The 26,110-nt window shown below is 68.1% G+C and carries 24 protein-coding genes; 15 read left to right on the forward strand and 9 right to left on the reverse strand.

Annotation, left to right across the window (positions count from 1 at the left end; genetic code table 11):
• Nucleotides 1–6: 6 nt before the first annotated feature.
• The gene (gene stpK7, locus ABQE89_RS21600) at nucleotides 7–1,809 is read right to left on the reverse strand and encodes a serine/threonine protein kinase StpK7 (protein ID WP_448420414.1); all 1,803 of its coding nucleotides are present in this window, start codon (nucleotides 1,807–1,809) and stop codon (nucleotides 7–9) included.
• A gap of 126 nt (nucleotides 1,810–1,935) precedes the next feature.
• On the opposite strand from stpK7, the gene ABQE89_RS21605 reads away from it, so the two are divergent.
• The gene (locus ABQE89_RS21605) at nucleotides 1,936–2,730 is read left to right on the forward strand and encodes an aminoglycoside phosphotransferase family protein (RefSeq protein ID WP_448420416.1); all 795 of its coding nucleotides are present in this window, start codon (nucleotides 1,936–1,938) and stop codon (nucleotides 2,728–2,730) included.
• Nucleotides 2,731–2,767: 37 nt separating this feature from the next.
• Here the strand turns inward: ABQE89_RS21605 and ABQE89_RS21610 are convergent, their stop codons facing one another.
• Nucleotides 2,768–4,138 carry a cytochrome P450 gene (locus ABQE89_RS21610; RefSeq protein WP_448420418.1) on the reverse strand — a complete coding sequence of 457 codons (1,371 nt, stop codon included), beginning with the start codon at nucleotides 4,136–4,138 and terminating at the stop codon, nucleotides 2,768–2,770.
• Nucleotides 4,139–4,205: 67 nt separating this feature from the next.
• Between ABQE89_RS21610 and ABQE89_RS21615 the strand changes: the two genes are divergently transcribed.
• The 4 genes from ABQE89_RS21615 (at nucleotide 4,206) to ABQE89_RS21630 (ending at nucleotide 9,883) form a co-directional block, all read left to right on the forward strand.
• Nucleotides 4,206–5,384: an FAD-binding domain gene (locus tag ABQE89_RS21615; RefSeq protein WP_448420420.1), complete on the forward strand. Its 1,179-nt coding sequence runs from the start codon at nucleotides 4,206–4,208 to the stop codon at nucleotides 5,382–5,384.
• Between the two features lie 88 nt (nucleotides 5,385–5,472).
• Nucleotides 5,473–7,848: a lysylphosphatidylglycerol synthase domain-containing protein gene (locus ABQE89_RS21620; RefSeq protein ID WP_448420422.1), complete on the forward strand. Its 2,376-nt coding sequence runs from the start codon at nucleotides 5,473–5,475 to the stop codon at nucleotides 7,846–7,848.
• A 145-nt stretch (nucleotides 7,849–7,993) separates the two neighbouring features.
• Nucleotides 7,994–8,914 (forward strand): cyclopropane mycolic acid synthase family methyltransferase, encoded by a 921-nt coding sequence (locus ABQE89_RS21625; RefSeq protein ID WP_448420424.1) that lies wholly within the window; start codon nucleotides 7,994–7,996, stop codon nucleotides 8,912–8,914.
• An 87-nt stretch (nucleotides 8,915–9,001) separates the two neighbouring features.
• Nucleotides 9,002–9,883, forward strand: a complete 882-nt coding sequence (locus tag ABQE89_RS21630) for a cyclopropane mycolic acid synthase family methyltransferase (RefSeq protein WP_448420426.1) — start codon at nucleotides 9,002–9,004, stop codon at nucleotides 9,881–9,883.
• 12 nt (nucleotides 9,884–9,895) lie between these two features.
• Here ABQE89_RS21630 and ABQE89_RS21635 read toward each other — a convergent pair whose 3' ends face one another.
• The gene (locus ABQE89_RS21635) at nucleotides 9,896–11,146 is read right to left on the reverse strand and encodes a KasA/KasB family beta-ketoacyl-ACP synthase (protein WP_448420428.1); all 1,251 of its coding nucleotides are present in this window, start codon (nucleotides 11,144–11,146) and stop codon (nucleotides 9,896–9,898) included.
• 145 nt (nucleotides 11,147–11,291) lie between these two features.
• On the opposite strand from ABQE89_RS21635, the gene ABQE89_RS21640 reads away from it, so the two are divergent.
• Together ABQE89_RS21640 and ABQE89_RS21645 are read left to right on the forward strand one after the other, a co-directional pair.
• Nucleotides 11,292–11,696 carry a DUF2237 family protein gene (locus ABQE89_RS21640; RefSeq protein WP_448420430.1) on the forward strand — a complete coding sequence of 135 codons (405 nt, stop codon included), beginning with the start codon at nucleotides 11,292–11,294 and terminating at the stop codon, nucleotides 11,694–11,696.
• Between the two features lie 38 nt (nucleotides 11,697–11,734).
• On the forward strand, nucleotides 11,735–12,217 hold the full coding sequence (locus ABQE89_RS21645) for a hypothetical protein (protein ID WP_448420432.1): 483 nt from the start codon (nucleotides 11,735–11,737) through the stop codon (nucleotides 12,215–12,217).
• 7 nt (nucleotides 12,218–12,224) lie between these two features.
• Here the strand turns inward: ABQE89_RS21645 and ABQE89_RS21650 are convergent, their stop codons facing one another.
• The 5 genes from ABQE89_RS21650 to ABQE89_RS21670 are packed head-to-tail and all read right to left on the reverse strand — an operon-like array spanning nucleotide 12,225 to nucleotide 17,550.
• Nucleotides 12,225–13,307 (reverse strand): ABC transporter ATP-binding protein, encoded by a 1,083-nt coding sequence (locus tag ABQE89_RS21650; RefSeq protein WP_448420434.1) that lies wholly within the window; start codon nucleotides 13,305–13,307, stop codon nucleotides 12,225–12,227.
• Nucleotides 13,308–13,335: 28 nt separating this feature from the next.
• On the reverse strand, nucleotides 13,336–14,226 hold the full coding sequence (locus tag ABQE89_RS21655; RefSeq protein WP_448420437.1) for a carbohydrate ABC transporter permease: 891 nt from the start codon (nucleotides 14,224–14,226) through the stop codon (nucleotides 13,336–13,338).
• Entirely contained in the window at nucleotides 14,226–15,188 is a 963-nt protein-coding gene (locus tag ABQE89_RS21660; protein ID WP_448420439.1) for a carbohydrate ABC transporter permease, read from the reverse strand. The genes ABQE89_RS21655 and ABQE89_RS21660 overlap by 1 nt, the downstream gene beginning before the upstream one ends.
• Entirely contained in the window at nucleotides 15,185–16,531 is a 1,347-nt protein-coding gene (locus ABQE89_RS21665) for an ABC transporter substrate-binding protein (RefSeq protein WP_448420441.1), read from the reverse strand. The genes ABQE89_RS21660 and ABQE89_RS21665 overlap by 4 nt, the downstream gene beginning before the upstream one ends.
• Nucleotides 16,528–17,550 (reverse strand): sugar-binding transcriptional regulator, encoded by a 1,023-nt coding sequence (locus ABQE89_RS21670; RefSeq protein WP_448420443.1) that lies wholly within the window; start codon nucleotides 17,548–17,550, stop codon nucleotides 16,528–16,530. Before ABQE89_RS21670 ends, ABQE89_RS21665 begins: the two co-directional genes overlap by 4 nt.
• 100 nt (nucleotides 17,551–17,650) lie before the next feature.
• On the opposite strand from ABQE89_RS21670, the gene ABQE89_RS21675 reads away from it, so the two are divergent.
• From ABQE89_RS21675 to ABQE89_RS21695, 5 genes are all read left to right on the forward strand, one after another.
• Complete coding sequence (locus tag ABQE89_RS21675) at nucleotides 17,651–18,658, forward strand: NAD(P)-dependent alcohol dehydrogenase (RefSeq protein WP_448420531.1); 1,008 nt, start codon at nucleotides 17,651–17,653, stop codon at nucleotides 18,656–18,658.
• Nucleotides 18,655–20,118 carry a mannitol dehydrogenase family protein gene (locus ABQE89_RS21680; protein ID WP_448420445.1) on the forward strand — a complete coding sequence of 488 codons (1,464 nt, stop codon included), beginning with the start codon at nucleotides 18,655–18,657 and terminating at the stop codon, nucleotides 20,116–20,118. Before ABQE89_RS21675 ends, ABQE89_RS21680 begins: the two co-directional genes overlap by 4 nt.
• Nucleotides 20,115–21,506 (forward strand): FGGY-family carbohydrate kinase, encoded by a 1,392-nt coding sequence (locus ABQE89_RS21685; protein WP_448420447.1) that lies wholly within the window; start codon nucleotides 20,115–20,117, stop codon nucleotides 21,504–21,506. The genes ABQE89_RS21680 and ABQE89_RS21685 overlap by 4 nt, the downstream gene beginning before the upstream one ends.
• Before the next feature lie 90 nt (nucleotides 21,507–21,596).
• Nucleotides 21,597–22,319 (forward strand): hypothetical protein, encoded by a 723-nt coding sequence (locus ABQE89_RS21690; protein WP_448420449.1) that lies wholly within the window; start codon nucleotides 21,597–21,599, stop codon nucleotides 22,317–22,319.
• A 2-nt stretch (nucleotides 22,320–22,321) separates the two neighbouring features.
• The gene (locus tag ABQE89_RS21695; RefSeq protein WP_448420451.1) at nucleotides 22,322–24,328 is read left to right on the forward strand and encodes a YhgE/Pip family protein; all 2,007 of its coding nucleotides are present in this window, start codon (nucleotides 22,322–22,324) and stop codon (nucleotides 24,326–24,328) included.
• A 5-nt stretch (nucleotides 24,329–24,333) separates the two neighbouring features.
• On the opposite strand, the gene ABQE89_RS21700 is transcribed toward ABQE89_RS21695, so the two are convergent.
• Nucleotides 24,334–24,705 carry a hypothetical protein gene (locus ABQE89_RS21700; protein WP_448420453.1) on the reverse strand — a complete coding sequence of 124 codons (372 nt, stop codon included), beginning with the start codon at nucleotides 24,703–24,705 and terminating at the stop codon, nucleotides 24,334–24,336.
• A 226-nt stretch (nucleotides 24,706–24,931) separates the two neighbouring features.
• Here ABQE89_RS21700 and ABQE89_RS21705 point away from each other — a divergent pair, with 226 nt between their 5' ends.
• From ABQE89_RS21705 to ABQE89_RS21715, 3 genes are read left to right on the forward strand one after another with little or no spacing between them, the layout of a single operon-like run.
• Entirely contained in the window at nucleotides 24,932–25,372 is a 441-nt protein-coding gene (locus tag ABQE89_RS21705; RefSeq protein ID WP_448420455.1) for a CDGP domain-containing protein, read from the forward strand.
• On the forward strand, nucleotides 25,369–25,707 hold the full coding sequence (locus ABQE89_RS21710) for a DUF732 domain-containing protein (protein ID WP_448420457.1): 339 nt from the start codon (nucleotides 25,369–25,371) through the stop codon (nucleotides 25,705–25,707). Before ABQE89_RS21705 ends, ABQE89_RS21710 begins: the two co-directional genes overlap by 4 nt.
• A gap of 14 nt (nucleotides 25,708–25,721) precedes the next feature.
• A complete protein-coding gene (locus tag ABQE89_RS21715) occupies nucleotides 25,722–26,057 on the forward strand; it encodes a DUF732 domain-containing protein (protein WP_448420459.1) in 336 nt (111 codons plus the stop codon).
• Nucleotides 26,058–26,110: the final 53 nt, after the last annotated feature.

Here is a 26,110-nt window from a genome sequence, read left to right on the forward strand (position 1 = left end):
GCGCGTCTACCGGGTGGCGCCGTTGATCGTGGGCTTGTCGATCATGCCCTTCTCGACGCCCCACATCGTGGCGATGGTGCGGTACTCCCCCGTCGAGATCAGGTGCTCCAGCGCCTGGCGCAGCGATTCGGCCAACGCCGAACCCTTCGCGACCGGCCACCCGTAGGGCGCACTGTCGAACACCTCACCGGCGGCCTCCAACGACCCGCCCGACGTCTTGATCGCGAATCCGGTCACCGGTGAATCCGCCGACAGCGCATCGACTTCCCCGTTGATCAGCGCGGTGTTCAGGTCGTCCTGGCTGACGTAGACGACCTTGTCGATCGGCGACATCCCGGCCGCCACACAGTCCTCGCTCTTGGCCGGGATCTCCTCGGTCTCCTGCAGCGACGCATACGACACCCCGACTCGCAGCCCGCACGCGTTCGCCGGGTCCACCTCGGCGCCCACCCGCTGAGCCCACAGCGTGCCCGCCTCGAAGTACGTCACGAAGTCGACGAGATCCTCACGCTCCTTGGTGTCGGTGAACGACGACATCCCGACGTTGAAGTCGCCCGCCCGCACCGACGGGAAGATCGCTTCGAACGCCGTTTCCCGGTATTCGGGCGCCAGGCCGAGCGTGCGCGCGATCGCGTTCATCAGGTCGACGTCGAACCCGACGATCTGGCCGTCGGCGTCCTTGAATTCGTTTGGCGCATAAGGCACATTCACGCCGATGATCAGCCGGCCCGTCGACTTGATGTCCTCGGGCACCGTCTCGGCGATCGGCGCCACCGCGCCCGGTGCGGCCGCCGGCGTCGCCGTGCTCGCCTCGGCGCTGGCAGGGCGCGCGTCGTCTCTCCCGGAGTTGCCGCGCCACTGCAGCACCCCGAACGTGCCCAGTGCGGCCACCAGCACCACGGCGCCCGCGACCGCCAACGCCCGCCGCGACACCCGCGGCCCGCTCGACGCCGCCCGCCCGGCCTGATGCCGACCGCTGCCCGACGCGCGCACCGGCGCGTTGAGCGCCCGTCGCGCCGCCGCGGCCAGGTCGCCGGCCTTCTGGTAGCGCTTGGCCGGCTTCTTGGCCATGCCCTTGGCGATCACCTCGTCGAACGGCGCCAGTCGCGCATCGGTGCCCGACGGGCGCGGCACCTCCTTGGTCATGTGCCCGGCGATCTGCTGCTCGAGGGTCTCGGCCGGATACGGCCGCACCCCGGTCAGGCACTCGTAGAGCACACACGCCAACGCGTAGATGTCCGCCGTGGGATCCACCGGCTTGCCCTCGAACCGCTCGGGGGCCATGTAGGCCATGGTGCCCAGCGTGCTGCCCGCGGTCGTCAATCCCTTCTCCCCGGCGCTGCGCGCCAGCCCGAAGTCGATGAGATACACGAACTCTCGATCGGTGATCAAGATGTTGGACGGTTTGATGTCGCGGTGGATCAGCCCGGCCTCGTGCGCGGAGTCCAGCGCGGTGGCCACGTGCTCGACCACCTTGACCGCCAAGGCCTTGTCCAACGGTTTGCCGGTGTCGGCCAGGATGGTGCCCAGATTACGGCCCTCGATCAGCCGCATCTCCAGATATAGCCGGCCGTCGATCTCGCCGAAGCCGTGGATCGGCACCACATGCGGGTCGTTGAGCCCGGCAGCGGCCTGCGACTCGCGGCGGAACCGCTGTTGAAACGTCTCGTCGGCGGCCATGCTCGGCGGCAGCACCTTCAGCGCCACGATCCGGTCGGTGTGGGTGTCGTACGCCCGATAGACCTCACCCATTCCGCCCCGGCCTATCAGCTGCTGTAGCTGGTAGTGCCCGAATGGTGTCGCGTCCACCTGTTGCTAACTCCTCGTCAGCGTGCCCCCGTCGCTGTGTCGATCGAAACTACCGCACGTTTGCGGGCGCGGGGAATGCGTCGCGCCAAGCCGCCGTAGGGGTCGCACATGATTCGATGGCGGTCGATGGGTGCCAACGTCCAACGTCAGCTGCAGCAATGGGAGCTACGCCCCGATGGTGCGCCGATCGGCGGGACCGGATCGACAATCGTGCCCGTACGCACGTCCGACGGCACCCCTGCCGTGCTCAAGCTCGGCACCGCATCCGCCCTCGAGCACCTGGTGCTGCGGCGCTGGGGCGGCCGGGGAGCGGCGCGGTTGTTTCGCGCCGATCCGCGCCGCCATGCGCTGCTGCTCGAACGGCTGCATCGGATCGACCTGACCAGCAGGCCCGACGTCGAGGCCTGTTACGTCGTCGCGGGACTCTACCGCCACCTCCACGTGCCCGCGATGCCCCAACTACCCACGGTGCCAGCGCTTCTCGAGCAATGGCTTCGCGACTTCCAGGCCCTTCCGCGCAGCGCACCGATCCCCCACCGGCTGGTGCAGCAGGCGATGGCGCTGAGTGACGGGCTCTCGGCGCTGCCCGCGGACAGCGTCGCGCACGGCAACCTCCATTACGGCAACGTGCTCGCCGCCGATCGCGCGCCGTGGCTGGCCATCGCGCCGCACCCGCTCAATGCCGACCCGGCCTACGACCTCGCGCCGATGCTGTGGAGCTGGTGGGACGAGCTTGCCGACGATGTCCGCGGCGGGGTCCGGCGCCGGTTTTACGCGCTGATCGACGCAGGCGGCTTCGACGAAGACCGGGCCCGCGCCTGGGTGCTGCTGCGCGTCGTGCGCGAGGCCACCAGGGTGCTGGCGTCGGATCCCTCCGCAGTGACCCGCTACGTGGCGCTGGCGAAGGCGGTGCAGGACTGACGGTGGACTTGCGGTAGTAGGTGAGCGAATAACTCGCTCAGAGGTTGGCAGACAGAGCACTGTCCCCGCTGGGAGGCTGGGCGGGCGCACCACCTCGACGCGCCCGCACGGTGATGCGTCCACCCCGCTTGGGCGTGAAGATCACGTGCTTGAGCCGCGTTTTCTCACCCGCCTCGGTCGTCGGCGCCAACTCGACCCGGCGCAGGATCTCCCGCAGCACCACGCGCATCTCCACCATCGCGAACCCCGCGCCCAGACATCGCCGATTGCCCCCGCCGAACGGCAGCCAGGTCGTCGGGCTCAGCGTGGCGCCCACCATCCGCTCGGGGTCGAAGCGCGTCGGGTCCGGGTACACCGAGGCGCTGTCGTGCACCAGCGTGATGCTCGGCACCACCATCACGCCCGCCGGCAGCCGGTATCCCGCGATCTCGACCGGTTCCTTGAGGATGCGACCCACGTCGGGCACCACCGGGCGGATCCGCAGTGTCTCCTTGGCCACCGCGTCCAGATACTCGTCGCCGGCCTCATCACCCGCGTCGGCCGCCGCCACCGCCTTGGCCAGGATCTCGGGGTGGCGCGTCAGCCGCTCCAACGCCCACGCCAGCCCCGTCGCAGTGGTGTCGTGCCCGGCCACCAGCAGGGTGATCAGCTGATCACGCAACTCCTTGTCGCTCAGTGCTTTTCCGTCGTCGGCACCGGCCTGAACCAGCATCGCCAACGCGTCGGTGCGCGACGCGAGGTCTGGGTCGGCGCGACGCTCGGCGATCTCCTCATACAGCAGCCGGTCGGCTTCCTCGATACGCTGCCGCAGCCCTCGCCACGGCCATCTGCGCTGCAGCTCGGGCTTGGCGATCGCGATCGACGCCCACGGGCCCACCCGCAGCAGCCGCGGCATCACCTCACGCAGCGCGGCCAGCCGCTTGGGATCGCTGGCGCCGATCACCGTCCGCAGGATGACCTCCAGGGTGATCTGCGACGTCTTCGGCGCGACGGCGAACGGTCGCCCGACCGGCCAACCCGCGACGTTGTCCGCGGCGATTTCGGCCATCGTCGCCATCTGCCGGGCCACCGCGTCGCGGTGAAACGGCGCCATCATCAGGCGACGACGGTCGCGGTGCACGTCGCCGTCGATCACCAGCAGCGAGCTGTCGCCCAACAGCCCGGCCAGCATCGAATTCGCCTCGCCCGCATGGAAAATCCGCGGATCACCCGCGAACACGGTCTTGATCGCGTCCGGATCGGCGAGGTACACCATCTCGCCCACCATCGAGTTGCGCAGCCGGAACACGTCGCCATAGCGCCGTTGGCACGCGGCCACGAACTGCGGCCACCATCGCACCATCAGCAACAGTTGCACCGCCGACGGAATCCGCGGCCCCGGCGGCAGTGCCCGCGTTGTTTGACTCATGCCTAACAGCGTAGGAGCCTCGATGATGACTTGGAAGACCTTTTGGATGAGGAGGTGGCTCTCGAGGATGAGGATCGCGATCAGCGGAGCAGGCATTGCCGGTACGGCGCTGGCGCACTGGCTGCACCGCACCGGCCACACTCCGACGCTCATCGAACGCTCGCCGGTGTTTCGCACCGGCGGATACATGATCGACTTCTGGGGAGTCGGGTATCGCGCCGCACGCCGCATGGGCATCGAGGACGCGATCCTCGACGCCGGCTACGACGTGCGGTGCGTGCGCTCGGTCGACGCCGACGGCGGTACGCAAGCCGAACTGCGCGTCGACATTCTCAGCGGCATGGTGGGCGACGACGTGACCAGCCTGCCCCGCGGGGACCTGGCCGCCGCTGTGTACGCCACCATCGACGGCAAGGTCGACACGCTGCTCGGCAACACCATCACCGCCCTCGAGGAGCATCCCGACGGTGTGCGACTGACGTTCGACCGCGCCGAGCCGCGAGAGTTCGACCTGGTCATCGGTGCCGACGGGCTGCACTCCAACGTGCGCGGGCTGGTCTTCGGCCCCGAACGCGACTACGAGCACTACCTCGGGTGCAAGGTCGCCGCCTGTGTGGTCGACGGCTACCGCCCGCGTGACGAGCTGGTCTATGTCACCTACAACACGCCCGGACGGCAGCTCGCCCGCTTCGCCCTGCGCGGTGACCGCACCATGTTCCTGTTCGTGTGGCGCGCCGAGCGCGACACCGGAGCAGACGGCGCCGTGCTGCCGGTCAAACAGCAGCTGCACGACGAGTTCAGCGGCGCGGGCTGGGAAGCCCGGCAGATTCTCGCGGCCGTCGACGACGTCGACGACATCTATTTCGACGTGGTCAGTCAGATCCGGATGGACCGCTGGTCGCAGGGCCGGGTCCTGTTGATCGGCGACGCAGCCGGCTGCATCTCGCTGCTGGGCGGCGAGGGCACCGGGCTGGCGATGACCGAGGCTTACGTGCTCGCCGGGGAACTGCAGCGCGCCGATGGCGACCACCGCCGTGCGTTCACCGCCTACGAGCAACAGCTACGCCCGTTCATCAGGGACAAGCAGGCCGGCGCCGAACGGTTTCTGGGCTTCTTCGCCACCAGGACCCGATTGGGCCTGTGGTTTCGCACCATGGCCATCCGAAGCATGAAAATCCGCCCGCTGGCCAGGCTGTTCGCCGGCAGCGCCGCCGACGAATTCGAACTGCCCGACTACGGCATGTAACGGGCCTTGGCCGCCCGCCGGTGGGTTACCGACTAAGTTGTCGGCGAGTCGCCACCACGCGACCACAGAGCCGGAAGATCGTTAAGACATGCGAGTTGACGGGCGAGACATCGCTGTTTCAGGCAGCCTGCTGCAGCCCCTGACCCGCCGGACCAACGACATCCTCCGCGTCGCCCTTTCCGGGGTGTTCCTCGCCGTGGTGATCTTCAGTTCGCTGATCACCCGCAACGAGTGGGTGGCCCTCGAGGAGTCGATCTCCGAGATCGTCGCGTTCCTCACCCCGACCCAGGCCAACCTGGTCTATCTCGGCTACGGCGTCGCGATCGTCGCGCTGCCGTTCGTCATCCTGGTCAGCCTGATCATCACCCGGCAGTGGAAGCTGCTGGGCGCGTACGCCGCCGCGGCCGCGATCGCCGGAGTGGCCCTGTCGATCAGCGGCGACGGCATCGCCGCCCCGCGGTGGCATTTCGATCTGTCCGAGCGGCTCGACACCGTGGCCTCCCAGTTCGTCGACGATCCGCGCTGGATCGCGATGCTCGCCGCGGTCCTCACCGTGTCGGGGCCGTGGCTGCCCGCCAAATGGCGGCGCTGGTGGTGGGCGCTGCTGCTGGCGTTCGTGCCGATCCACCTGATGATCAGCGCCATCGTGCCCGCGCGGTCGCTGTTCGGCCTGGCCGTCGGCTGGTTCGTCGGCGCGCTGGTGGTGCTGGTGGTGGGCACCCCCGGCCTGGAGGTGCCGCTGGAGACCGCGGTGCGCGCGATGGCGCGGCGCGACTGTCTGGTGTCGGCGCTGCGGGTGGTGCGCCCGGCCGGCGCGGGCCCGCTGCTGCTGTCGGCGACCTGTGACGGGCATACCTCCACGGCGGTCATGGAGCTCTACGGCCCGCACCAGCGCGGCGGCGGCGTGCTCCTGCAGCTGTGGCGCAAGCTGCGCCTGCGCAACCGCGAGACCGCGCCGCTGCACGCGTCGATGCGCCGCACCGTCGAGCATCGCGCGCTGATGACCATCGCGATCGACCAGCTCAAGATCGCCAACACCGCGCCGATCGCCGTGTCGGCCCTCGAACGCGGCTGGACCCTGTACGCGCACACCCCCGCGCGCGGCACCCCGATCCGTGACCGCGCCGAGCAGACCCCCGTCGACCATGTCTGGGCGTCCCTGCGCGAACTTCACGACTGCCAGATCTCGCACGGCGACCTGCGCGCGAGCGAGATCACCGTCGACGACGACGCGGTGCTGTTCGGCGGTTTCCACTTCGCCGAGTACGGTGCCACCGACGCGCAGCTGCGATCCGACATCGCCCAGCTGCTCGTCACCACCACCGACCTCTACGACGCGCCGTCGGCGGTGCGCGCGGCCATCGACACGTTCGGCAAGGACATCGTGCTGGCGGCATCCCGGCGACTGACGAAATCCGCTGTGCCCGCGGCTATTCGACAGTCGGTCAGCCACGCCGGCGACGTCATCTCCGCCGCCAGGGACGAGGTCAAGCGCCAGACCCGCGTCGACGAGATCCGCGCCGAAACCGTCACCCGCTTCACCCGCAGCCAGGTGATCCAGTTGGTGCTGCTGGCCGCGCTGGTCTACGTCGCCTACCCGTTCATCAGCTCGGTGCCCACGTTCATCACCGAACTGCGCACCGCGAACTGGTGGTGGGCGCTGCTGGGCCTCGCGGTGTCGGGGCTGACCTACGTCGGTGCAGCCGCGGCGCTGTGGGCGTGCGCGGACGGGCTGGTCACGCTGCGCAGCCTGGTGGTCATGCAGGTCGCCAACAAGTTCGCCGCGACCACCACCCCGGCCGGCGTCGGCGGCCTTGCGCTGTCCGCCCGGTTTCTGCAGAAAGGCGGCGTCAACCCGATGCGCGCCACCACCGCCGTCGCGCTGCAGCAGTCGGTGCAGGTGGTCACCCACATCGGGTTGCTGATCTTCTTTTCCGCCGCGGCCGGGGTGTCGGCCGAACTGTCGCGCTTCGTGCCCAGCCTCGGCGCGCTGTATCTGGTCGCCGGACTGCTGCTCGGGCTCATCGGCACCTTCCTGCTGGTGCCGCGGCTGCGCCGCTGGCTGGCGACGGCGGTACGGCCCCGGCTCAAGGAGGTCGTCGGTCACCTCGTCGACCTCGCGGGTGAGCCACGGCGACTGGCGGTCATCGTGCTCGGTTGTGCGGCAACAACTCTGGGCAATGCGTTCGCGTTGTGGGCGGCCGTCGAGGCGTTCGGTGGCGACACCTCGTTCGTCACCGTCACCGTCGTGACGATGGTCGGCGGCACGCTGGCCTCGGCGGCCCCCACCCCCGGCGGCATCGGCGCGGTGGAGGCGGCGTTGATCGGTGGCCTCGCGGCGTTCGGCATGCCTGCCGCGGTCGCGGTGCCCTCGGTGCTGCTCTACCGCGTGCTGACGGCCTGGCTGCCGGTGTTCGTCGGCTGGCAGGTGATGCGGTGGATGACCAAGAACAACAAGATCTAGATCACGCCGCCGTCAATTGACACGCCATTAAATCCCTGCGGCGGAAGCGTTTCCCGTGGCGGACACCAGCGTATTCTTGGGGAATCGTGTCGAGACACCTGCACGTTGATCAACAAGCCGGTCCCTCGATCTCGAAGGGTGAACAGTGACCGAATCACCAACTGCTCAATCCAAGTGGCTGTCCAGATCGGCGTCGCAGACCCGCGGGTCGGACAAGTTGGAAGTCCAATTCCACTACGACATCTCCAACGACTTCTTCAAGCTGTGGCAGGACCCGACCCAGACCTACAGCTGCGCCTACTTCGAGCGCGACGACATGTCACTGGAAGAGGCCCAGATGGCCAAGGTCGATCTGGCGCTGGGCAAGCTGGGTCTGCAACCCGGCATGACCCTGCTCGACATCGGCTGCGGCTGGGGATCGACGATCATGCGGGCGGTGGACCGCTACGACGTCAACGTCATCGGGTTGACGCTCTCGGAGAACCAGAAGCGCCACATCGAGGACCACTGGTTCGCCAACTCGAAGAGCACCCGGCGCATGGAGGTGCGCCTGCAGCCGTGGGAGGACTTCGACGGGCAGGTCGACCGGATCGTGTCGATCGGGGCGTTCGAGCATTTCGGCTTCAACAAGTACGACGACTACTTCAAGAACACGTTCAGCTGGATGCCTGACGACGGGGTGATGCTGCTACACACCATCATCGTCCCCAGCGACGACGAGGTGAAGGCCAAGAAGCTGCCGTTGACCATGTCCAACGTGCGCTTCATCAAGTTCATCATGGACGAGATCTACCCCGGCGGACGGCTGCCGCTGGCCTCGATGGTCACAGACCACGCCGCCGCGGCCGGCTACACCGTCACCCGCGAACAGCACCTCCAACCGCATTACGTCAGGACGCTGGACACGTGGGCGGCCAACCTCGAGGCCAGCAGGGACGAGGCGATCGCGATCACCTCCGAGGAGGTCTACGAACGGTTCCACAGGTACCTCACCGGCTGCGCGGATCTGTTCCGCGGGGGCTTCACCGACGTCGCGCAGTTCACCTGTGAAAAGACCCCCGCCTAGCCAGGATACGAAGCACAGGATATTAGTCTGTGGGGGAAACGGGCGGCTGCCAGCCCCCGTCGGCATACAACAGGAGGCCAGCCGCAGATGTCGGAGAGCAGGTCGGGCTCGACCGAAATGCGTCCGCCCTACGAGGACATTCAGGCCCACTACGACATCTCGAATGACTTCTTCGGGTTGTTCCAGGATCCGACGCGCACCTACAGCAGCGCGTTCTTCGAGCGTGACGACATGACGCTGGAAGAGGCCCAGCTGGCCAAGATCGACCTCGCGCTGGGCAAACTCGATCTGAAGCCGGGCATGACCCTGCTCGACGTGGGTTGCGGCTGGGGTTCGGTGATGAAGCGCGCGATGGAGAAGCACGACGTCAACGTCGTCGGGTTGACCCTGAGCCGTAACCAGTGCAGCTACGCCCAGCAGTTGCTCGACGACATGGACACCGACCGCGAGCGGCGGGTGCTGCTGCGCGGCTGGGAGGAGTTCGACGACCCCGTCGACCGCATCGTCAGCATCGAGGCGTTCGAGGCGTTCCCGAAGACGCGGTACAAGGCGTTCTTCGACATGACCTACCGGGTCATGCCCGACGACGGCCGGATGCTGTTGCAGACGATCATGGGCCATCCGCTCAAGCGGTGGCCGGAGTTGGGCATCCCGATCGTGATGAGCGACCTGAAGTTCATGCGGTTCATCTCCAAGGAGATCTTCCCCGGCGGTCAGGTGCCGTGCGACGAGGACGTCGTCGAGTACTCGCGCGAGGCCGGCTACTCGGTGGCCGACCTGCAGAAGCTCAGCCCGCACTATGTGCGCACCCTGAGCACCTGGGCCCAGCGGCTCCAGGCCAGCCGCGAGCAGGCCATCGCGGCCACCTCCGAGGAGGTCTACGACCGCTACATGCGCTACCTGACCGGGTGCGCCGACTTCTTCGAGCGCGGCATCTGCGAGGTCGGGCAGTTCACGCTGACCAAATAGCGCTCGGCGGGTTCAGTAGGCGCCGAACGCCAGCGCGACGTTGTTGCCGCCGAGACCGAACGAGTTGCTGACCGCGTAGCGGTACTGGCCGGCGCGGGCCTTGCCCGCCACCACGTCGAGGTCCACCTCGGGGTCGAGTTCCTTGAGGTTCAGTGTGGGCGGCACCACCCCGTCGCGCAGCGCCTGCACCGTCAGCACCGCCTCGATCGCCCCGGCCGCGCCCAACGAATGGCCAAGCGCCGCCTTGGGCGCGTACACCGCGGGCGAGTGCGTGCCCATCGCGTTGCGGATCGCGCGGGCTTCGGCCAGGTCACCTTCCTTGGTGCCGGTGGCGTGCGCGTTGACGTGGTCGATGTCGGCGGGGGTCAAGCCGGCCAGTTCGACCGCGCGGGTGATGGCCTCCCCGGCGAGTTGGCCGTCGGGGTTGGGCATGACGACGTCGTAGCTGTCGGAAGTGATCCCCGCGCCCATCAGGCGGGCCAGGATCGGGGCGCCGCGCGCCTTGGCGTGTTCCTCGGTCTCGACGAGCATCAGCGCGCCGCCCTCACCGAACACCATCCCGTCGCGGTGCAGGTCGAACGGCCGGCACGCGCCCGCCGGGTCGTCGTTGTCGGTGGTCAACAGGCCCTGGCCGACGAACGCCGCGACCGGCACCGCCTCGATGTGGGTCTCCACGCCGCCGCAGATCACGATGTCGGCCTCGCCGAGCACGATGTGGCGCCACGCGTGGGCGATCGCCGCCGCGCCCGACGCATCGGCCATCACCGGCGAGATGATGCCGCCCTTGGCTTTCCGGTCCAGCCCCACCGCGGCGGCCGCGCCGTTGGGCATGAACATCTGCACGGTCAGCGGGGACACCGCGCGCAGCCCCTTCTGCAGCCACTGGTCGTGGGCCAGCGGGATCTCTTCGGTGCTGCCCAGCGCCAACCCGACCGACACCGCCAGCCGTCGCAGGTCCACGTCGGGTGACCCCGCGGTCTCCCACAGGCGTCGACTCAACAGGGTCGACATCTTCTGCATGTAAGACGTCCGCCGCCGCTCCACGCGGTCGAGTTGCTCGTCGAGGTTCTCCAGGATCGTCCCGCCGATGCGCACCGGCGAGTCCAGTTCGTCGACGAACCATTTGTCCAGCGGACGAATCCCGCTTCGGCCCTGCTGCAGTTGCTGCCAGGTGCCTTCGGCGTCGGCGGCCAGCGCGGTCGTCGATGCGACCGCAGTGACCACGACGTGGGGAAATCCGTCACCGGTCGTCAAGGCGGGCATGCCCCCAGTGCTCCTTGTTCTGGCGCTTCCGGCTGACCAGTTGTGGTGTTGCCGCTGGTTACACATTAATTGGGTGAACGCATGTCGGCCGGGATTCCCCGGACTCGCCGCCCCAAACGCTCCGGTTTCGGGGACACTTGTGGCGATGTCCGAAGTCAAGGCTGAAGTCAATGTCCTCGGTGAGCCGCTGCAACCGTGCGGAACCGACCCGCTGACCGGGTTCTACCGCGACGGGTGCTGCTCGACGGGCCCAGAGGACGTCGGCAGGCACACCATCTGCGCCGTGGTCACCGCCGAGTTCCTCGAGCATCAGCGGGCGATCGGAAACGACCTGTCCACGCCGCGGCCCGAGTACCGGTTTCCGGGCCTGCGCCCCGGCGACCGGTGGTGTGTGACCGCCGTGAACTGGTTGCGGGCCTACCGCGACGGCGTCGCCGCGCCGGTGGTGCTGGCCTCGACGCACGAGCGCACGCTCGACGTGGTGCCGCTGCAGGCGCTGCGCGAACACGCCGTCGACGTCCCCGACGACCTGGGTGAGCTTTCCGGGTGAGCTTTCCGGGTGAGCGGTGACGCCCTAGGTTGGACACCATGACAGACGGATCACCCGCGGTCACGGTCGGCCATCCGCCCGCCGTGCTGCTGCGCACCATCAATCCGATGCTGCGGTTCGCGCTGCGCACCCCGCTGGGCGGACCGCTGCGCCGACAGTTCATGGTGTTGACCTTCACCGGACGCAAGAGCGGCCGCACGTTCTCGATTCCGGTCAGCGCGCACCGCATCGACGGCCAGCTGTACGCGATCGCGGAGGCCGCCTGGAAGCACAACTTCCGCGACGGCCACGAGGCGCAGGTGGTCCACGACGGAAAGACCACGACGATGCGCGGTGAGCTCATCACCGATCCCGCGACCGTCGCCGACCTGGCGCACCGCTTGACCCAGTCCTACGGCGTCAAGCGCGCCCAGACCATGATGGGGCTGAAGTTCCGCGAGCCGCGGATCCCCACGGTCGAGGAGTTCACCGAGGCGTCCGTGCGCGAGAAGATCGCCGCGATCCGGTTCACCCCGGCCTGACTCTCGCTCAGGTGGCGAGGCGGTCGCCGGTGTCGGGGTGGAACAGATGCACCGCGCCGCCCTGGCGCTTGCGCAGCCGCACCGTGTCGGCGAGCTTGGCGGGCACCCGGTCCAGGCAGCGCGCGACGAGTTCGACCCCGCCCGTGGAGTGGGTGTACAGATACGCCTCGCTGCCGAGGTCCTCGACGAGGTCGACGATCGCCTCCACCCCGCCGGAGTCGGACAGCTCCAGATGCTCGGGCCGGACGCCGAGGGTGACGGTGTCCAGCTTCGCGTCGTGCAGGACGCTGACCTCGTCGCGCTCCAATTCCACCACCGAGTCGCCGATGCGCACCCCCTCGGTCGTGACCGCGCCGGTGAAGATGTTCATCGCGGGGGACCCGATGAAGCCCGCGACGAAAGCATTGGCCGGCCGATCGTAAAGCTCTGAGGGCGAGGCGAATTGCTGCAGCTTGCCATTCTTGAGCACCGCCACCCGATCGCCCATCGTCATCGCCTCGACCTGGTCGTGGGTGACGTAGACGGTGGTGGTGCCCAGGCGCCGCTGCAGCGCGGCGATCTGGGTGCGGGTCTGCACGCGCAGCTTGGCGTCGAGGTTGGACAGCGGCTCGTCCATGCAGAACACCTGCGGCTCACGCACGATCGCGCGACCCATCGCGACCCGCTGCCGCTGACCACCCGAGAGCTTGGCCGGCTTGCGGTCCAGGAAGTCGGTGAGGTCGAGCACCTTGGCGGCCTCCTCGACCTTGCGCCGGCGCTCGTCGGCCGGCACGCCGCGCAGCTTCAACGCGAAACCCATGTTCTCGGCGACGGTCTTGTTCGGGTACAGCGCGTAGTTCTGGAACACCATCGCGATGTCGCGGTCCTTGGACGGCACTCCGCGCATGTTGCGGCCCGCGATCTCGATGCTGCCCTCGTCGATGTCCTCCAGGCCGGCCAGCATCCGCAGCGCGGTGCTCTTGCCCGACCCGGACGGCCCGACCAGCACGACGAACTCACCGTCGGTGATGTCGAGGTTCAGCGAGTCGACAGCCAACACGTCAGACCCCTCGTAGATGCACGAGGCGTTGTGGTAAGTGATTGTGGCCATGGGGTTGTGCCTCTCTTTTCCGGGGGGCTTACTTGATCGCGCCGAAGGACAGTCCGCGCACCAGCTTGTTCTGCGCCAGCCAGCCGGCCAGGATCACCGGCAGCGCGGCCATCGTCGACGCCGCGCACAGCTTCGCCCAGTACAGGCCCTCGCCGGCGATGAATCCGACAAGGAACACCGGGATGGTCTGCGCCTGAACGGCGGTCAGGTTGACCGCGAAGAAGAATTCGTTCCAGGCGAAGATGACGCAGATCAGCGCGGTCGCGGCGATGCCGGGCGACACGATCGGCAGGATCACCTCGCGCATGGTGCGCCAGGTGCCCGCTCCGTCGAGGCTGGCGGCCTCGAGCAACTCGCCGGGCACCTCGAGGAAGAACGAGCGCATCATCCACACCGCGATCGGCAGGTTCATCGCGGTGTAAAGAATGACCAACGCCCAGATGTTGTCCAGCAGACCGATATTGGAGACGATCACATACAGCGGAATGATCGCCGCGACGATCGGCAGCATCTTGGTGCTCATGAAGAAGAACAGTGAGTCCTGGGTCTTCTTCACCGGCCGCAGCGACAACGCGAACGCCGCCGGGATGCCCAGCGCGAGCACCAGGATCGTCGAAACCACCGTGGCGAACAGCGAATTCAGCAGCGCGGCGCCGGCGCCCTGATCGATGACGGTCTTGAACTGGTCGAGGGTGGGCGTGAAGATCACCTTCGGGGTGGTGGTGTAGGCGTCCACCTCCTGCTTGAACGCCGTCAGCACCATCCAGAACACCGGGAAGAAGAACCCGATGCCCGCGATCCACGCCACCACACCCCACGGATCGAACTTGCGGCGCTTGACGTTCTTCTTCACCAGCGAGCGCGCGAGAGCCTTCTCCGCCTGCGGTGTCGAGGTCTGTGAAACCGACGAGGTGCTCATCAGGCCGCCTCCTCCTTGCCCGAGAACGATTTGAAGATCAGCCGCAGCGCGAAGGTCGCGATGATGATCGTGAACACCACGACGATGACGCCCATCGCGGCGGCCTGGCCGATGTCGAAGCCCAGGAAGGCGCGCTGATAGATGTAGAACGGCAGGTTCGCGCTGGCCGTACCGGGCCCGCCTTGGGTCATCATGAAGATCGCGTCGAAGGTGTTGACCAGATAGATCGCGCCCAGCACCGCGCCGAGTTCGATGAACCGCCGCAGGTGCGGCAGCGTGAGCTCACGGAACAGTTGAAACGCGTTGGCCCCGTCGACGCGGCCGGCTTCCAGGATGTCGCGGGGCATCGACTGCAGACCCGCCAGGATCAGCAGCATCATGAACGGCGTCCACTGCCATACCAGGTTGGCCATCACCGAGGACAGCGGAAACCGGCTGACCCAGTCGATGTGCTCGACGCCGAACGGCGACAGCAGCCAGTTGACGATGCCGAACACCGGGTCGAGCATCGCGGTCTTCCACATCAGCGCGCCGGCGACCGGCGTCACCAGGAACGGCGTGATGAGCAGGGTGCGCACGATCCCGCGGCCCAAGAAGATCCGGTCCAACAGCAACGCGAGGATCAACCCGAGCACCACCGAGATCAGCACGGTGCCGACGATGAGCACCACCGTGTTGAGCGCGACCTGCCAGAACGTGCTGTCCTGCACGACGTCGACGTAGTTCTGCAGGCCGACGAACTCGCGCGACCCCGGCCGCACCAGGTTCCACGACAGCGTGGAGAAGTACAGCGTGAACAGGAACGGGATCTGGGTGACGACGATGGTGAAGATCAGCGCGGGCAGCAGCGGCCCGCGTCGGCGCCACCCTTCGGCGCGTGAGACCCCGGGATCCTTGGTCTCTTTGATGCGCGCGACGTGTTCGGCATCGGCTTTGGCCTCTGCAGCGGCGATCGTTGTCATGACGCCTCCTGGTAGGTCTTTCCGACAACTTGCGCGTAGCGCTGTGACTGGTCCAGCGCGTCGGCAACGGACTTCTGCCCCGCGATCGAGGCGCTGATCTGCTGGCTGACCCGGGTTCCGAGGTCCTGGAACTCCGGGATGGCCAGGAACTGAATTCCGGTGTAGGGCACCGGCGCTACGGTCGGACGCAGCGGGTTGGCGTTCTCGATGGAGTCCAGCGTCAGCTGACCGAACGCCGCGGAGGCCTTCTTGTATTCGGGAATCTCATAGGTGGACAGCCGACTGCCCGGCGGCACCCGCTCCCACCCCAGCTCCTCGCCGACCAGCCGGATGTAGTTCTTGTCGGTCATCCACGAGATGAACTTCCAGGCAGCGTCTTTCTTGTCGCTGCTCACCGGGATACCCAGCGACCAGGTGTAGAGCCAGCCGTTGTCGGCCTTCTCCGCCTTGGGCGCCAACGCGTAGCCGATCTTGCCGACGACGTTGCTCTGCGCGGGGTCCTCCAGCACGCTGACCGCCGAGGTGGCGTCGTACCACATCGCGGCGCGACCCTGCGCGAACTGAGTGGCGCACTCGCCGAAACCGCTTGTCGCCGGGCCGGGTTCGCCGTGGCTACGCACCAGGTCGACGTAGAACTGCACGGCCTTGCGCACCTCGGGGCTGTCCAGTTGCGCGTTCCACTGCATGTCGTACCAGCGCCCGCCGAAGGCGTTGATCACGGTGTCCAGCGGCGCGAGCACCTCACCCCAGCCGGGCTTTCCGCGCAGGCAGATGCCCGCCAGATCGGGCCGGTCCAGTTCGGCGGCCGCGTCGGCGACCTGCTGCCACGTCGGGTCACGGGGCATGGTGATGCCGGCCTGTTCGAACAGGTCCTTGCGGTACATCAGAAACGACGACTCGCCGTAGAACGGCACCGAGTACAGGTCACCCTCATACGACAGCGATTCCCGCAGCGAGGGAATGATGTCGTCCTGGTCGTAACCCGGTGTGTTCTGGGCGTATTCGGACAGGTTGACCAGCCAGCCGTCCCTGGCCCACTGCGGCGTTTCGTAGTTGCTGATCATCACCACGTCGAACTCGCCGCCGCCCATCGCCACCGACGCGGTGATCTTCGCTCGCGCCTGGTTCTCCGAGAGCGTGATGAACCGCAGCTTGATGCCGGGGTTGGCGGCCTCGAAGTGTGACGAGAGGTCGCGGGCGTCGGTCATCTGCGAGTTCGACACCATCGCGATCGTCACGGTGTTACCCGACGAGCCGAACGAGCCTGCGCCCGCACAGCCCGTCAGCACCAGGCACAGCGCCGACACGACACTGAGCGCCGCGCGGACCGGTCGTCGTTTCACGTCAGACTCCTTTTCTTTGCAGCGCGATCCAAAAACCAATGCGCACATCGTGAGTCGCACACCAGATAGCGGGCGAACCCGCCGCGCAGCGCACCCAGCGCCGCCTCGTACTTGGCCGCTCCGCCCGTCACCAGGATCGCGGCCGGACAGTCGCGGATGTCCTCGAGTCGCGCCGACACGGCCCGGTCGGCCAGTTCGGTGTCGAGCACCGCGCCGTCCGCGGCGAAGAACCGTCCGCCGATCTCACCGACGGCGCCCTGGCGCGACAGGGAGCGCAACATCCGGGTGTCCAGGAAGCTGCCCTCGAACAGCGTGGTCGAGGTGGACACGGCGCCGACGCCGAAGATCATCGCCTCGGCGGTGCGGCCGGCCTCCAGCGCCCGAGAGATCATCGAGTCCGCGTGCAGCGACGACACGGTCGCGGGGTCGGCGTAAAGCGGCGCGGCCAGCCGGATCACCCTGGCCTGCAGCTGTTCTGCGCAGCGGCCGAGCACGTATTCGGTGCCGGTCTGGTAGTTGACGGTGCTGATCGCGCCGTCGAGTTGCACCACCGCGCGGCAGGTGGCCGCCCCGGACGGCAGCGCGGTGGCGACCGCGACGACCTCGGGGCCCCAGGTGAAGCCGAGGGTGTCGGTGGGTTTGAGCCGACGGGTGAGCAGCCGCGCGGCCGCACGGCCCAGCGGTGCCCAGGCGGCGGCGTCCTCTAACGAGCCGGCGTCGTCGACGCTGCCGCCCACCACCACCGCTTCGGTCAGCCCGAACGCGGCCTCCAACGCGGTCTCCTCCTCGGCGTGCAGCCGGTCGCGCTGGTCGGGTGGCACGACCACCTCGATGCGGACCAGGCCGTTGGCCTTGGCGCGGGCCAGCAGGCGGCCCGCGGTGGGGCGGGAGACTCCGAGGCGGGCGGCGACTTCGGCCTGGGTGAGGCCGTCGAGGTAGTACAGCGACGCGGCGCGCAAGGCCAGCCGCAGATCGTCGGCCCCGGGTGCGGCCTGCACCGTCGCGGTCGTGGAGACCATGGCCACCTCTCGTTCGCCGCTGAGCAAATGCTCACCGGTGCGTGAAGATGCTCAACACGCTAGCATGGTTGGTGTGACGCAGACAACACTTCCGCCGAAAATGCGAGCTGCCGTCCTCGTCCAACCCGGCCTCATCGAGATGGCCGAGCGCCCGGTCCCCACCCCCGCCCCCGGCGAGGTGCTGGTGCGGGTCGGCGCGGTCGGGGTGTGCGGTTCCGACGCGCACTACTACCGCGAGGGCCGGATCGGCGAGTTCGTCGTCGAATCGCCGCTGATCCTGGGCCACGAGGCGGGCGGCACCATCGCCGCCGTCGGCCCCGGAGTGCCGGAATCACGGCTGGGCGAACGCGTTTCGATCGAGCCGCAGCACCCGGACCCGGATTCCGAGGAGACCAGGCGGGGCCTCTACAACCTGTGCCAGCACATGCGGTTCTACGCCACGCCCCCGGTGGACGGCGCGCTGTGCGACTACGTCACCATCGGCGCCGCGTTCGCCCACCCGGTGCCCGACGACATGTCCGACGAGGCGGCGGCGCTGTGCGAACCGCTGTCGGTGGCGATCGCCTCGGTGAACAAGGCCGCGCTACGCGGCGGATCACGGGTGCTGATCGCGGGCGCCGGGCCGATCGGCGTGATGACAGCCCAGGTCGCCCGGGCGTTCGGCGCCACCGAGATCGTCGTCACCGACATCGATCCGGCCCGACGTGCGTTGGCCGCCGACTTCGGCGCCACTGCGGCGCTGGACCCGACGGTCGACGACGTCGCGGATCTGGGTGTCGACGCGTTCATCGACGCCTCCGGCGCACCGGCGGCCGTCTGCTCGGGACTGACGGCGGTGCGACCCGCCGGCCGCGCGGTGCTGGTCGGGATGGGCGCGGCGACGATGGAATTGCCGGTGCAGGTGATCCAGAACCGCGAACTGGTGCTGACCGGGGTGTTCCGCTACGCCAACACCTGGCCGACGGCGATCGCCCTGATCCGGGCCGGGCGCGTCGACGTCGACGCGATGGTGACCGCACGCTTCCCGCTGGAGAAGACCGCCGAGGCGCTCGACGCCGACCGCACCCCCGGGCATATCAAAGCGATTGTCGAGGTAGGAGTTACGTGAAACTGAACCGCGAGAACCTGAGCCGGCTGCAGATCGCCGTGCCGTCCTACGACCCCGCCGGGGTGACCGCCGGGATCGCGCACTTCGGCGTCGGCGGATTCCACCGGGCCCATCAGGCGATGTATCTGGACCGGCTGCTGGGCGACGGGCTGGCCACCGACTGGGGTATCTGCGGTATCGGCGTGCTGCCCAACGACCGACGAATGAAAAACGCGCTGGCCGACCAGGACTGCCTCTACACGTTGATCCTCGAGCACCCCGACGGCACCCGCGAGCCGCGGGTGATCGGTTCGATCGTCGACTTCCGCCACGCGCCCGACGACCCCGACGCGGTGGTCGAACTGCTGGCCGATCCCGCGATCCGGATCATCTCGCTGACCATCACCGAGGGCGGCTACAACATCCGCGACTCCGACGGGGAGTTCGACCTGACGAACGCCGCGGTGCAAGCGGATCTGGCCGGGGACGCGCCACCGGCCACCGTGTTCGGCTTGGTGACCGCCGCGATGGCCCGTCGACGCGAACGTGGTGTGGGCGCACCGACGATCGTGTCGTGCGACAACATCGTCGAAAACGGACACGTCGCCCGAAAGGCGTTCATGACGTTCGCCGAGGCACTCGAGCCCGCGCTGGCGCAGTGGATCGGCGCGAACAGCCGGTTTCCGAACTCGATGGTGGACCGGATCACCCCGGTGACCACCCCGGAGGTGACCGAATCGCTGTCGCGCGAGTTCGGTGTCGACGACGCGTGGCCGGTGGCCGCCGAACCGTTCGCGCTGTGGGTGCTCGAGGACGACTTCGTCGCGGGCCGACCGCCGCTGGAGAAGGCGGGCGTGCAACTCGTCGACGATGTGGCGCCGTACGAGGCGATGAAGCTGCGATTGCTCAACGCCAGCCATCAGGGCCTGTGCTACTTCGCCTACCTCGCCGGCTACCGGTTGGTGCATGACGCCGCCCAGGATCCGCTGTTCGCCGAGTTCCTCACCCGGTACATGGATTCCGAGGCGATGCCGACGCTGCAGCCGGTGCCCGGGCTGATCGAGTTCAAGGAGCAGTTGATCCCCCGGTTCGCAAACGCCTACGTGCGCGACACCGTCGCGCGGTTGTGCGCGGAGTCCTCCGACCGCATCCCGAAGTGGCTGCTGCCGGTGGCGCGCGACAACCTCGGCTCCGGTGGGCCGGTGCGGTTGGCGGCCGCGATCGTCGCGAGTTGGGCACGCTATGCCGAGGGCGTCGACGAACAGGGTGAGCCGATCACCGTCGTCGACCGCCTCGCCGACTCGCTGGTGCCGCTGGCGCAGCGCCAACGGTCGGAACCGTTGGCGTTTCTGGCGAATCGGGAGGTGTTCGGCGACCTTGTCGACGAACCGCGGTTCGTCGAACCGTATCTGTGGACGTTGGAGTCGCTGCACCGCGACGGCGCGCGGGCCACGCTCGAGGCCCTGCTGAGGCAGCCATGACACTGGTCGCGGGCATCGACTCGTCCACGCAGTCGTGCAAGGTGTTGGTGTGCGACGCCGACACCGGCGCTGTGGTGCGCGAGGGTCGGGCCTCCCATCCCGACGGTACCGAGATCGACCCGGCCGCTTGGGAATCAGCGGCCGCCGACGCAATCGCCGCGGCGGGTGGGTTCGACGATGTGGCCGCGGTGTCGGTCGGTGCGCAGCAGCACGGCATGGTGTGTCTGGACGCGTCCGGACAGGTGGTGCGCCCGGCGCTGCTGTGGAACGACGTGCGATCCGCCGACGCCGCGGTGGCGCTGGTCGACGAACTCGGCGGGCCCGACGCGTGGGCCGACGCGGTGGGCGTGGTGCCGGTCGCGTCGATCACCGCGACCAAGCTGCGGTGGCTGGCCGACCACGAGCCACAACACGCCGACCGCACCGCGGCGGTGTGTCTGCCGCACGACTGGCTGACATGGCGGCTGCGCAAGAGTGCCGACATCTACTCGATGACCACCGATCGCAGCGACACCAGTGGCACCGGCTATTTCGATTCCGCCGCAAATGCCTATCGAATAGACTTGCTGGAGTTGGCTTTTCGCGGCCGACAGCCTTCGTTGCCGACGGTGCTGCCACCCGGCGGAGCAGTCGAGGGCGACACGCGGGTGTACGGCGCCGGGCTGGGCGACAACGCCGCATCGGCGCTGGGGCTCGCCGCCGAAGAGGGCGATGTCGTGGTCTCGGTGGGCACCTCGGGGGTGGTGGCCGCGGTGACGCCCGAACCGGTGCGCGACGGCACCGGATTCGTCGCGGGCTTCGCCGACGGCACCGGCCGGTACCTGCCGTTGGTGTGCACGCTCAACGGCGCGCGGGTGCTCGACGCGGCGGCGGCGATGCTGCGGGTGGACCACGACGAGCTGTCGCGGTTAGCGCTGTCCGCGCCGCCCGGCAGCGACGGCCTGGTGTTGGTGCCGTATCTGGAAGGTGAGCGAACCCCGAACCGGCCCAACGCCTCGGGCGCGTTGCACGGGCTGCGGGTTGGCAATGCCACCGCGCAGAATCTGGCCCGCGCGGCGGTGGAGGGTCTGCTGTGCGCGTTGGCCGACGGGATCGCACATCTGGACGCCCACGGGATCGCGGTGCGGCGGGTGCTGCTGGTGGGCGGTGCCGCGCGGTCGCAGGCGCTGCGCGAAATCGCCCCGCAGGTGTTCGGTGTCCCGGTGCTCACGCCGAATCCCGCCGAGTATGTGGCGTTGGGCGCCGCGCGGCAGGCGGCGTGGGCGTTGAGCGCCTCGGCCGGGCCGCCGCGGTGGACACCGCCGCCGACGGCGACCTACGAGGGCGATCCGGTGCCGCAGGTGCGGTCGCGCTATGCCGAGGTGCGCGATCTGACCGAAGGGGTCTAACGGACCCGAACACCCAGCCGCGGCCCGGCGTCCAACCGCGTCTTGTATAGATGAGGCTGACGTCAGCGTGAAATTCGTCGGGAGGTGCGGGTGTCCGATTCGACGCCGCAAGAGGTGCACGGGAAGCCCGCGGTCGTGGCGCGGGGCATCTCGCAGCGGGGACCGTGGGGCCCTGTATACGGTCCGGTAGACCTCGACATCGAGGCCGGCGGGGTGACGGTGCTGGGGTGCCCGCCGGGTTCGGGACGCACCGCGCTGCTGATGACGCTGGCCGGCCGGATGAAGACGCGCACCGGTTCGCTGACGGTGTTCGGCCGCAGCAGCGCACGCGGGATCTTCGACGTGGCGGCGCTGGCGGGCATCGACGAACTCGATGCGGTGGCCGAGTCGGTGACCGTCGCCGACGTGGTCACCGAACAATTGCGGTGGCGGGCGCCGTGGTACCGGCGGGTGCCGCGCGCAGTGCAGACCGAGGTACAGCACGTGTGTGCGCCGGTGTTCGGGACGTTGCCCACACCGGGGCTGCACGAGTATGTCGAGGAACTGACCGAACTCGACCGACTGCTGTTACGGATCTCGCTGGCCAATCTGAAGCGTCCGCCGCTGTTGGTGGTCGGTGACCTGGACCAGGTCACCAGCGACCGCCAGCGCGCCCAATTACTGGCCCGTCTCGTCGATCTGGGCCAGGCGCAGACCGTCATCACCGCGACCGTCAACGACGTGCGCGTCGACTCCGGCGTGCGCGCCCACGTCGTCGTCGACAACGTCGGCGCGACAGAACTCGTCGACAACGACCCGAAAGGCGGCCGCTGACCATGCTCGCCGGACTCTCGCTCGGCACCGACATCAAGCGGTATTCTCGCGGCACCATGCCGCGCATCGCCCTGGTGACGATTGTGATGCTGCCACTGCTGTACGGCGCCATGTACCTGTGGGCGTTCTGGAACCCGTTCGGCGAGGTGGACAAGGTACCCGTGGCGCTGGTCAACGAAGACCGCGGCGCGGTGGTCCAGGGCAACGAGATTCGCGCCGGCGACCAGGTGGCAGGCGGGTTGATGGATTCCGGTGAGCTGGATCTGACCGAGTTGTCGGCCGAGGAGGCAGCCAGGGGGCTGGCCGACGGCAGGTACTACTTCACGATCACCGTGCCTGCGGATTTCAGCGCCGCGATCGCGTCGGCGGGCAGTGACGATCCGCGCAAGGCGCAGGTGCGGTTCACGTTCAACGACGCCAACAACTACCTCGGGTCGATCATCGGCCAGAACGCCGCGCGCGAGGTCATCAACGAGGTGAACGCGAAGGTCGGCGCGCAGACCGTCGACGCCGTGCTGACCGGGATGACCGAGGCCGGCGCGGGGTTGCGGCAGGCCGCCGACGGGGCGGACCAGCTCTCGGCGGGGCTGACCACCGCCGACGACGGTGCGCACCAACTGGCGTCGGGTTCGCGACTGCTGGCCGACAACCTCGGTGTGGCCCGCGACGGCGCGGCGACGCTGGCGGCGGGCACCCGCGAACTGTCCTCGTCGGTGACCACCGCCACCGACCCGCTGCTCACCGCACTCGACGTGGTCGGCGACCTACAGGTCGATCCGCAGGTCGTCGGCGAGGCCGCGAGCCACCTGAGCGCAGCGGCGAGATCGGTCACCGACCGCATCGCCGCGCTCAACATCGACTACGGCCATGCCGCGGCCGTCGTCGACCAGGTGGTGGCCGGTCTGCGCACCAATCCCGACCCCGCCGTGCAGCACCTCGGCGAGACGCTGGCTCGGGTGCACACGCTGCTGGTGGCCCGTGGGATCGACCCCGCGACCGACGAGGGACTGATCCGGTTGCGCGACGGGGCCGCGCGGATGGAGAACGATCTCGCCGATCCGAACAGCCACCTACGCACCGTGCTCACCCGGGTGCTCGACGGAGGCTTGAAAGCCGATCTGGTCAAGCTGCGGCAGGGCGTAACCGAGCTTGACGACGGTGCACACCGGCTCAGCAGCGGTCTGGTGCAGTTGGCCGACGGGGGCGAACGCCTGGCCTCAGGTGCGAGCGAGTTAGCCTCGGGCACTTCACAGTTGAGCAACGGCGCCCATCTGTTGGCAACCAAACTGACCGAAGGCGCCCAGCAGGTGCCCTCGTGGACACCGGCGCAGCGCGTACAGGTCGCCGACACGCTGTCCACACCGGTCGCGCTCGACGAGGAGACCGACAACCGTGCGGCGACATTCGGGACCGGTTTCGCGCCGTTCTTCCTGCCGCTGGCGCTGTTCATCGGCGCGCTGATCATATGGATGTTGTTGACGCCGTTACAGGCTCGACCGATCATATACGGGCTCAACGCGTTTCGGGTGGTGCTGGTGTCGTACTGGCCCGCGGTGTTGCTGGCGCTGTGCCAGGTGCTCGTGATGTATGTCGTGGTGCATTTCGGGGTCGGCCTGCAGCCGAGGTATCCGATCCCGACCATCGCATTCCTGGGACTGGTCGCTGCGGCGTTCCTCGCGTTGATCCAGGCGCTCAACGCGGTGTTCGGTGTCGCTGTCGGCAGGGTGCTCACGTTGGCGTTCCTGATGCTGCAGCTGGTGTCGGCCGGCGGGATCTATCCGGTGGAGACAACCGCGCGACCGTTCCAGATCATCCATCCGTTCGATCCAATGACATATGCGGTCAATGGTTTACGCCAATTGACCGTTGGCGGTGTGGACCATCGGCTGTGGGTGGCGATTGCCGTGCTCACCGGAATACTGCTGGCGTCGCTGACTGCCTCGGCGTGGGCCGCGCGGCGCAACCGCCAGTACACCGTCGAGCGTCTACACCCGCCGGTGGAGGTGTAGCGGCGCTAGCGCCGGCGCCGGTTTTCGTCGCGCCGAAACAGGTACATCCCGCCGACCTCACCGCTGGGATCGGGCATCCACGCGGCATGCTCGAGGTGCCAGCCGGCCTCCTCGATCTGGCCGAGGACATCGCGGTGGGTGAGCCCGTGGCGCGGTTGTGCGCCCAGCGGTTCGTAGCGCACCGCGGAGTGCGGCAGCTGCAGTTGGAAGAACTCGTCGCCACGGTCGTAGGCCTGCACGGCCTGGCCGGGCGGGGACTTCCAGAAGGCTTCCTCGGCTCTGCGTTCCACCGCGGACATCGGCGCCGGCGGGTCAGACTTCGGGGTCGATTTTCCGGCTCGGCGTCGGTCGTGGTTCATCTGGATGACGGCCGCCATTACCCGATCATCGCACCGGCCGTCAGCGACAGTGAGCCGAATCACAAAGACGCGGTCTTGAGGGTCGACGCTGTGGCCGCAGTGGCGTAAGTCGCTGCTGTGAATTCTGAGGTTTGCTGCTGCCCAAACGCGTAGGGAAACACCCGATTCCTCACGCGCCAGCAAAGCCTATCGTCGAAGGTGCGGTCAGTTCTGCACCGCGACTCAGTTGGCAAGAGGTACAAGTATGGGCACCACGCACAGGCGTTCGCCACACAGATTTCAGACCAGAAAAACCGCAGCGGTCGGCGTCGGCGTGCTCGCGGCCATCACCGTAGGGGCAGCGCCTGGAGCGCTCGCGCAGGGCGACAATTGGAGTGCTCCCAGTGCGGGTGGCAGCAGCGTCGGCTGCGAGACCGTCGACTGGGGTTTTCTAGGCTCCCAACAGCGGACTATCTGCGACGGCGCGCGCAATGCCGACGGCTCGTGGATGCGCTACCGAGTGGTGTGGACGCCGGCCGGATATGTGCCGTCCTCCACTTACTGCGGTACCTATTCCTGCACTTCGTCAGGCGGCTACTACCGGCCCCAGACCGTACAGGCCAAGGAGAACTACATCGTCTTCGACCACAACGTGCTCCAAGGCGAACCCGGTTGGCTGCCGCCGGGGACGGACATCATCCGATGAAGACGCACGTTTCCAGCAAACCTATCCGCGCTTTCCTGGCGGGTGCGATGCTGCTCGCAGCGGCACCCATCGGCTCGGTCCCAACCGCCAACGCCCAGGATTATTCGACGGACGAGCTCTTCTACCTCTTCACCACCGCCAACGGATGGGGCTTGACGGAGGAGGAAGCGGCGGCCCAGGGCGCTGCGGTCTGCGTGGTGTTCGCTTCGGGCACCACCCTCCCGTCCTTGGTTTATCAAGTGGTCGAGATGCACCCGGACTGGACCACGAACGACGCCGCGCGCCTCGTCGGCGCCGCCGCCGAGGCGTATTGCCCCGAAGACGACTACATCTGAGCTGGCTGCCCGAAATGATTCGACGGTCCGCCGCACTCGCGGTGACGGCAGGGCTCGGGCTCGTCTTCGCCCCGGCTGCCGAGGCAGATGAGCTCAGCTTCCTTCAAGCGCTCAACGACAACGGCATCGTCGTCTACGACACCGCTGCCGCACTGAGCAACGGATATCTGGCCTGCAGCATGCTGGACACGAATACCGGCGACGTGGTCGCCACCGAAATTCTCTATTACTTCCCCTCCGAGGCGACGATCAACAGTGCGGCGACCCTGGTGATCGTCGCAGCCCAAGAGCTGTGCCCGTGGCACTGGCATCCGGCCGGCGTCACCCCACCCTTGTTGAGGGCTTCGTAGACAGCACTTCGGCCCGTCCCAGAAGGAGGGCAACTGCACGCCCCTGGATGCTG

Source organism: Mycolicibacterium sp. XJ1819 (genome assembly GCF_053483675.1).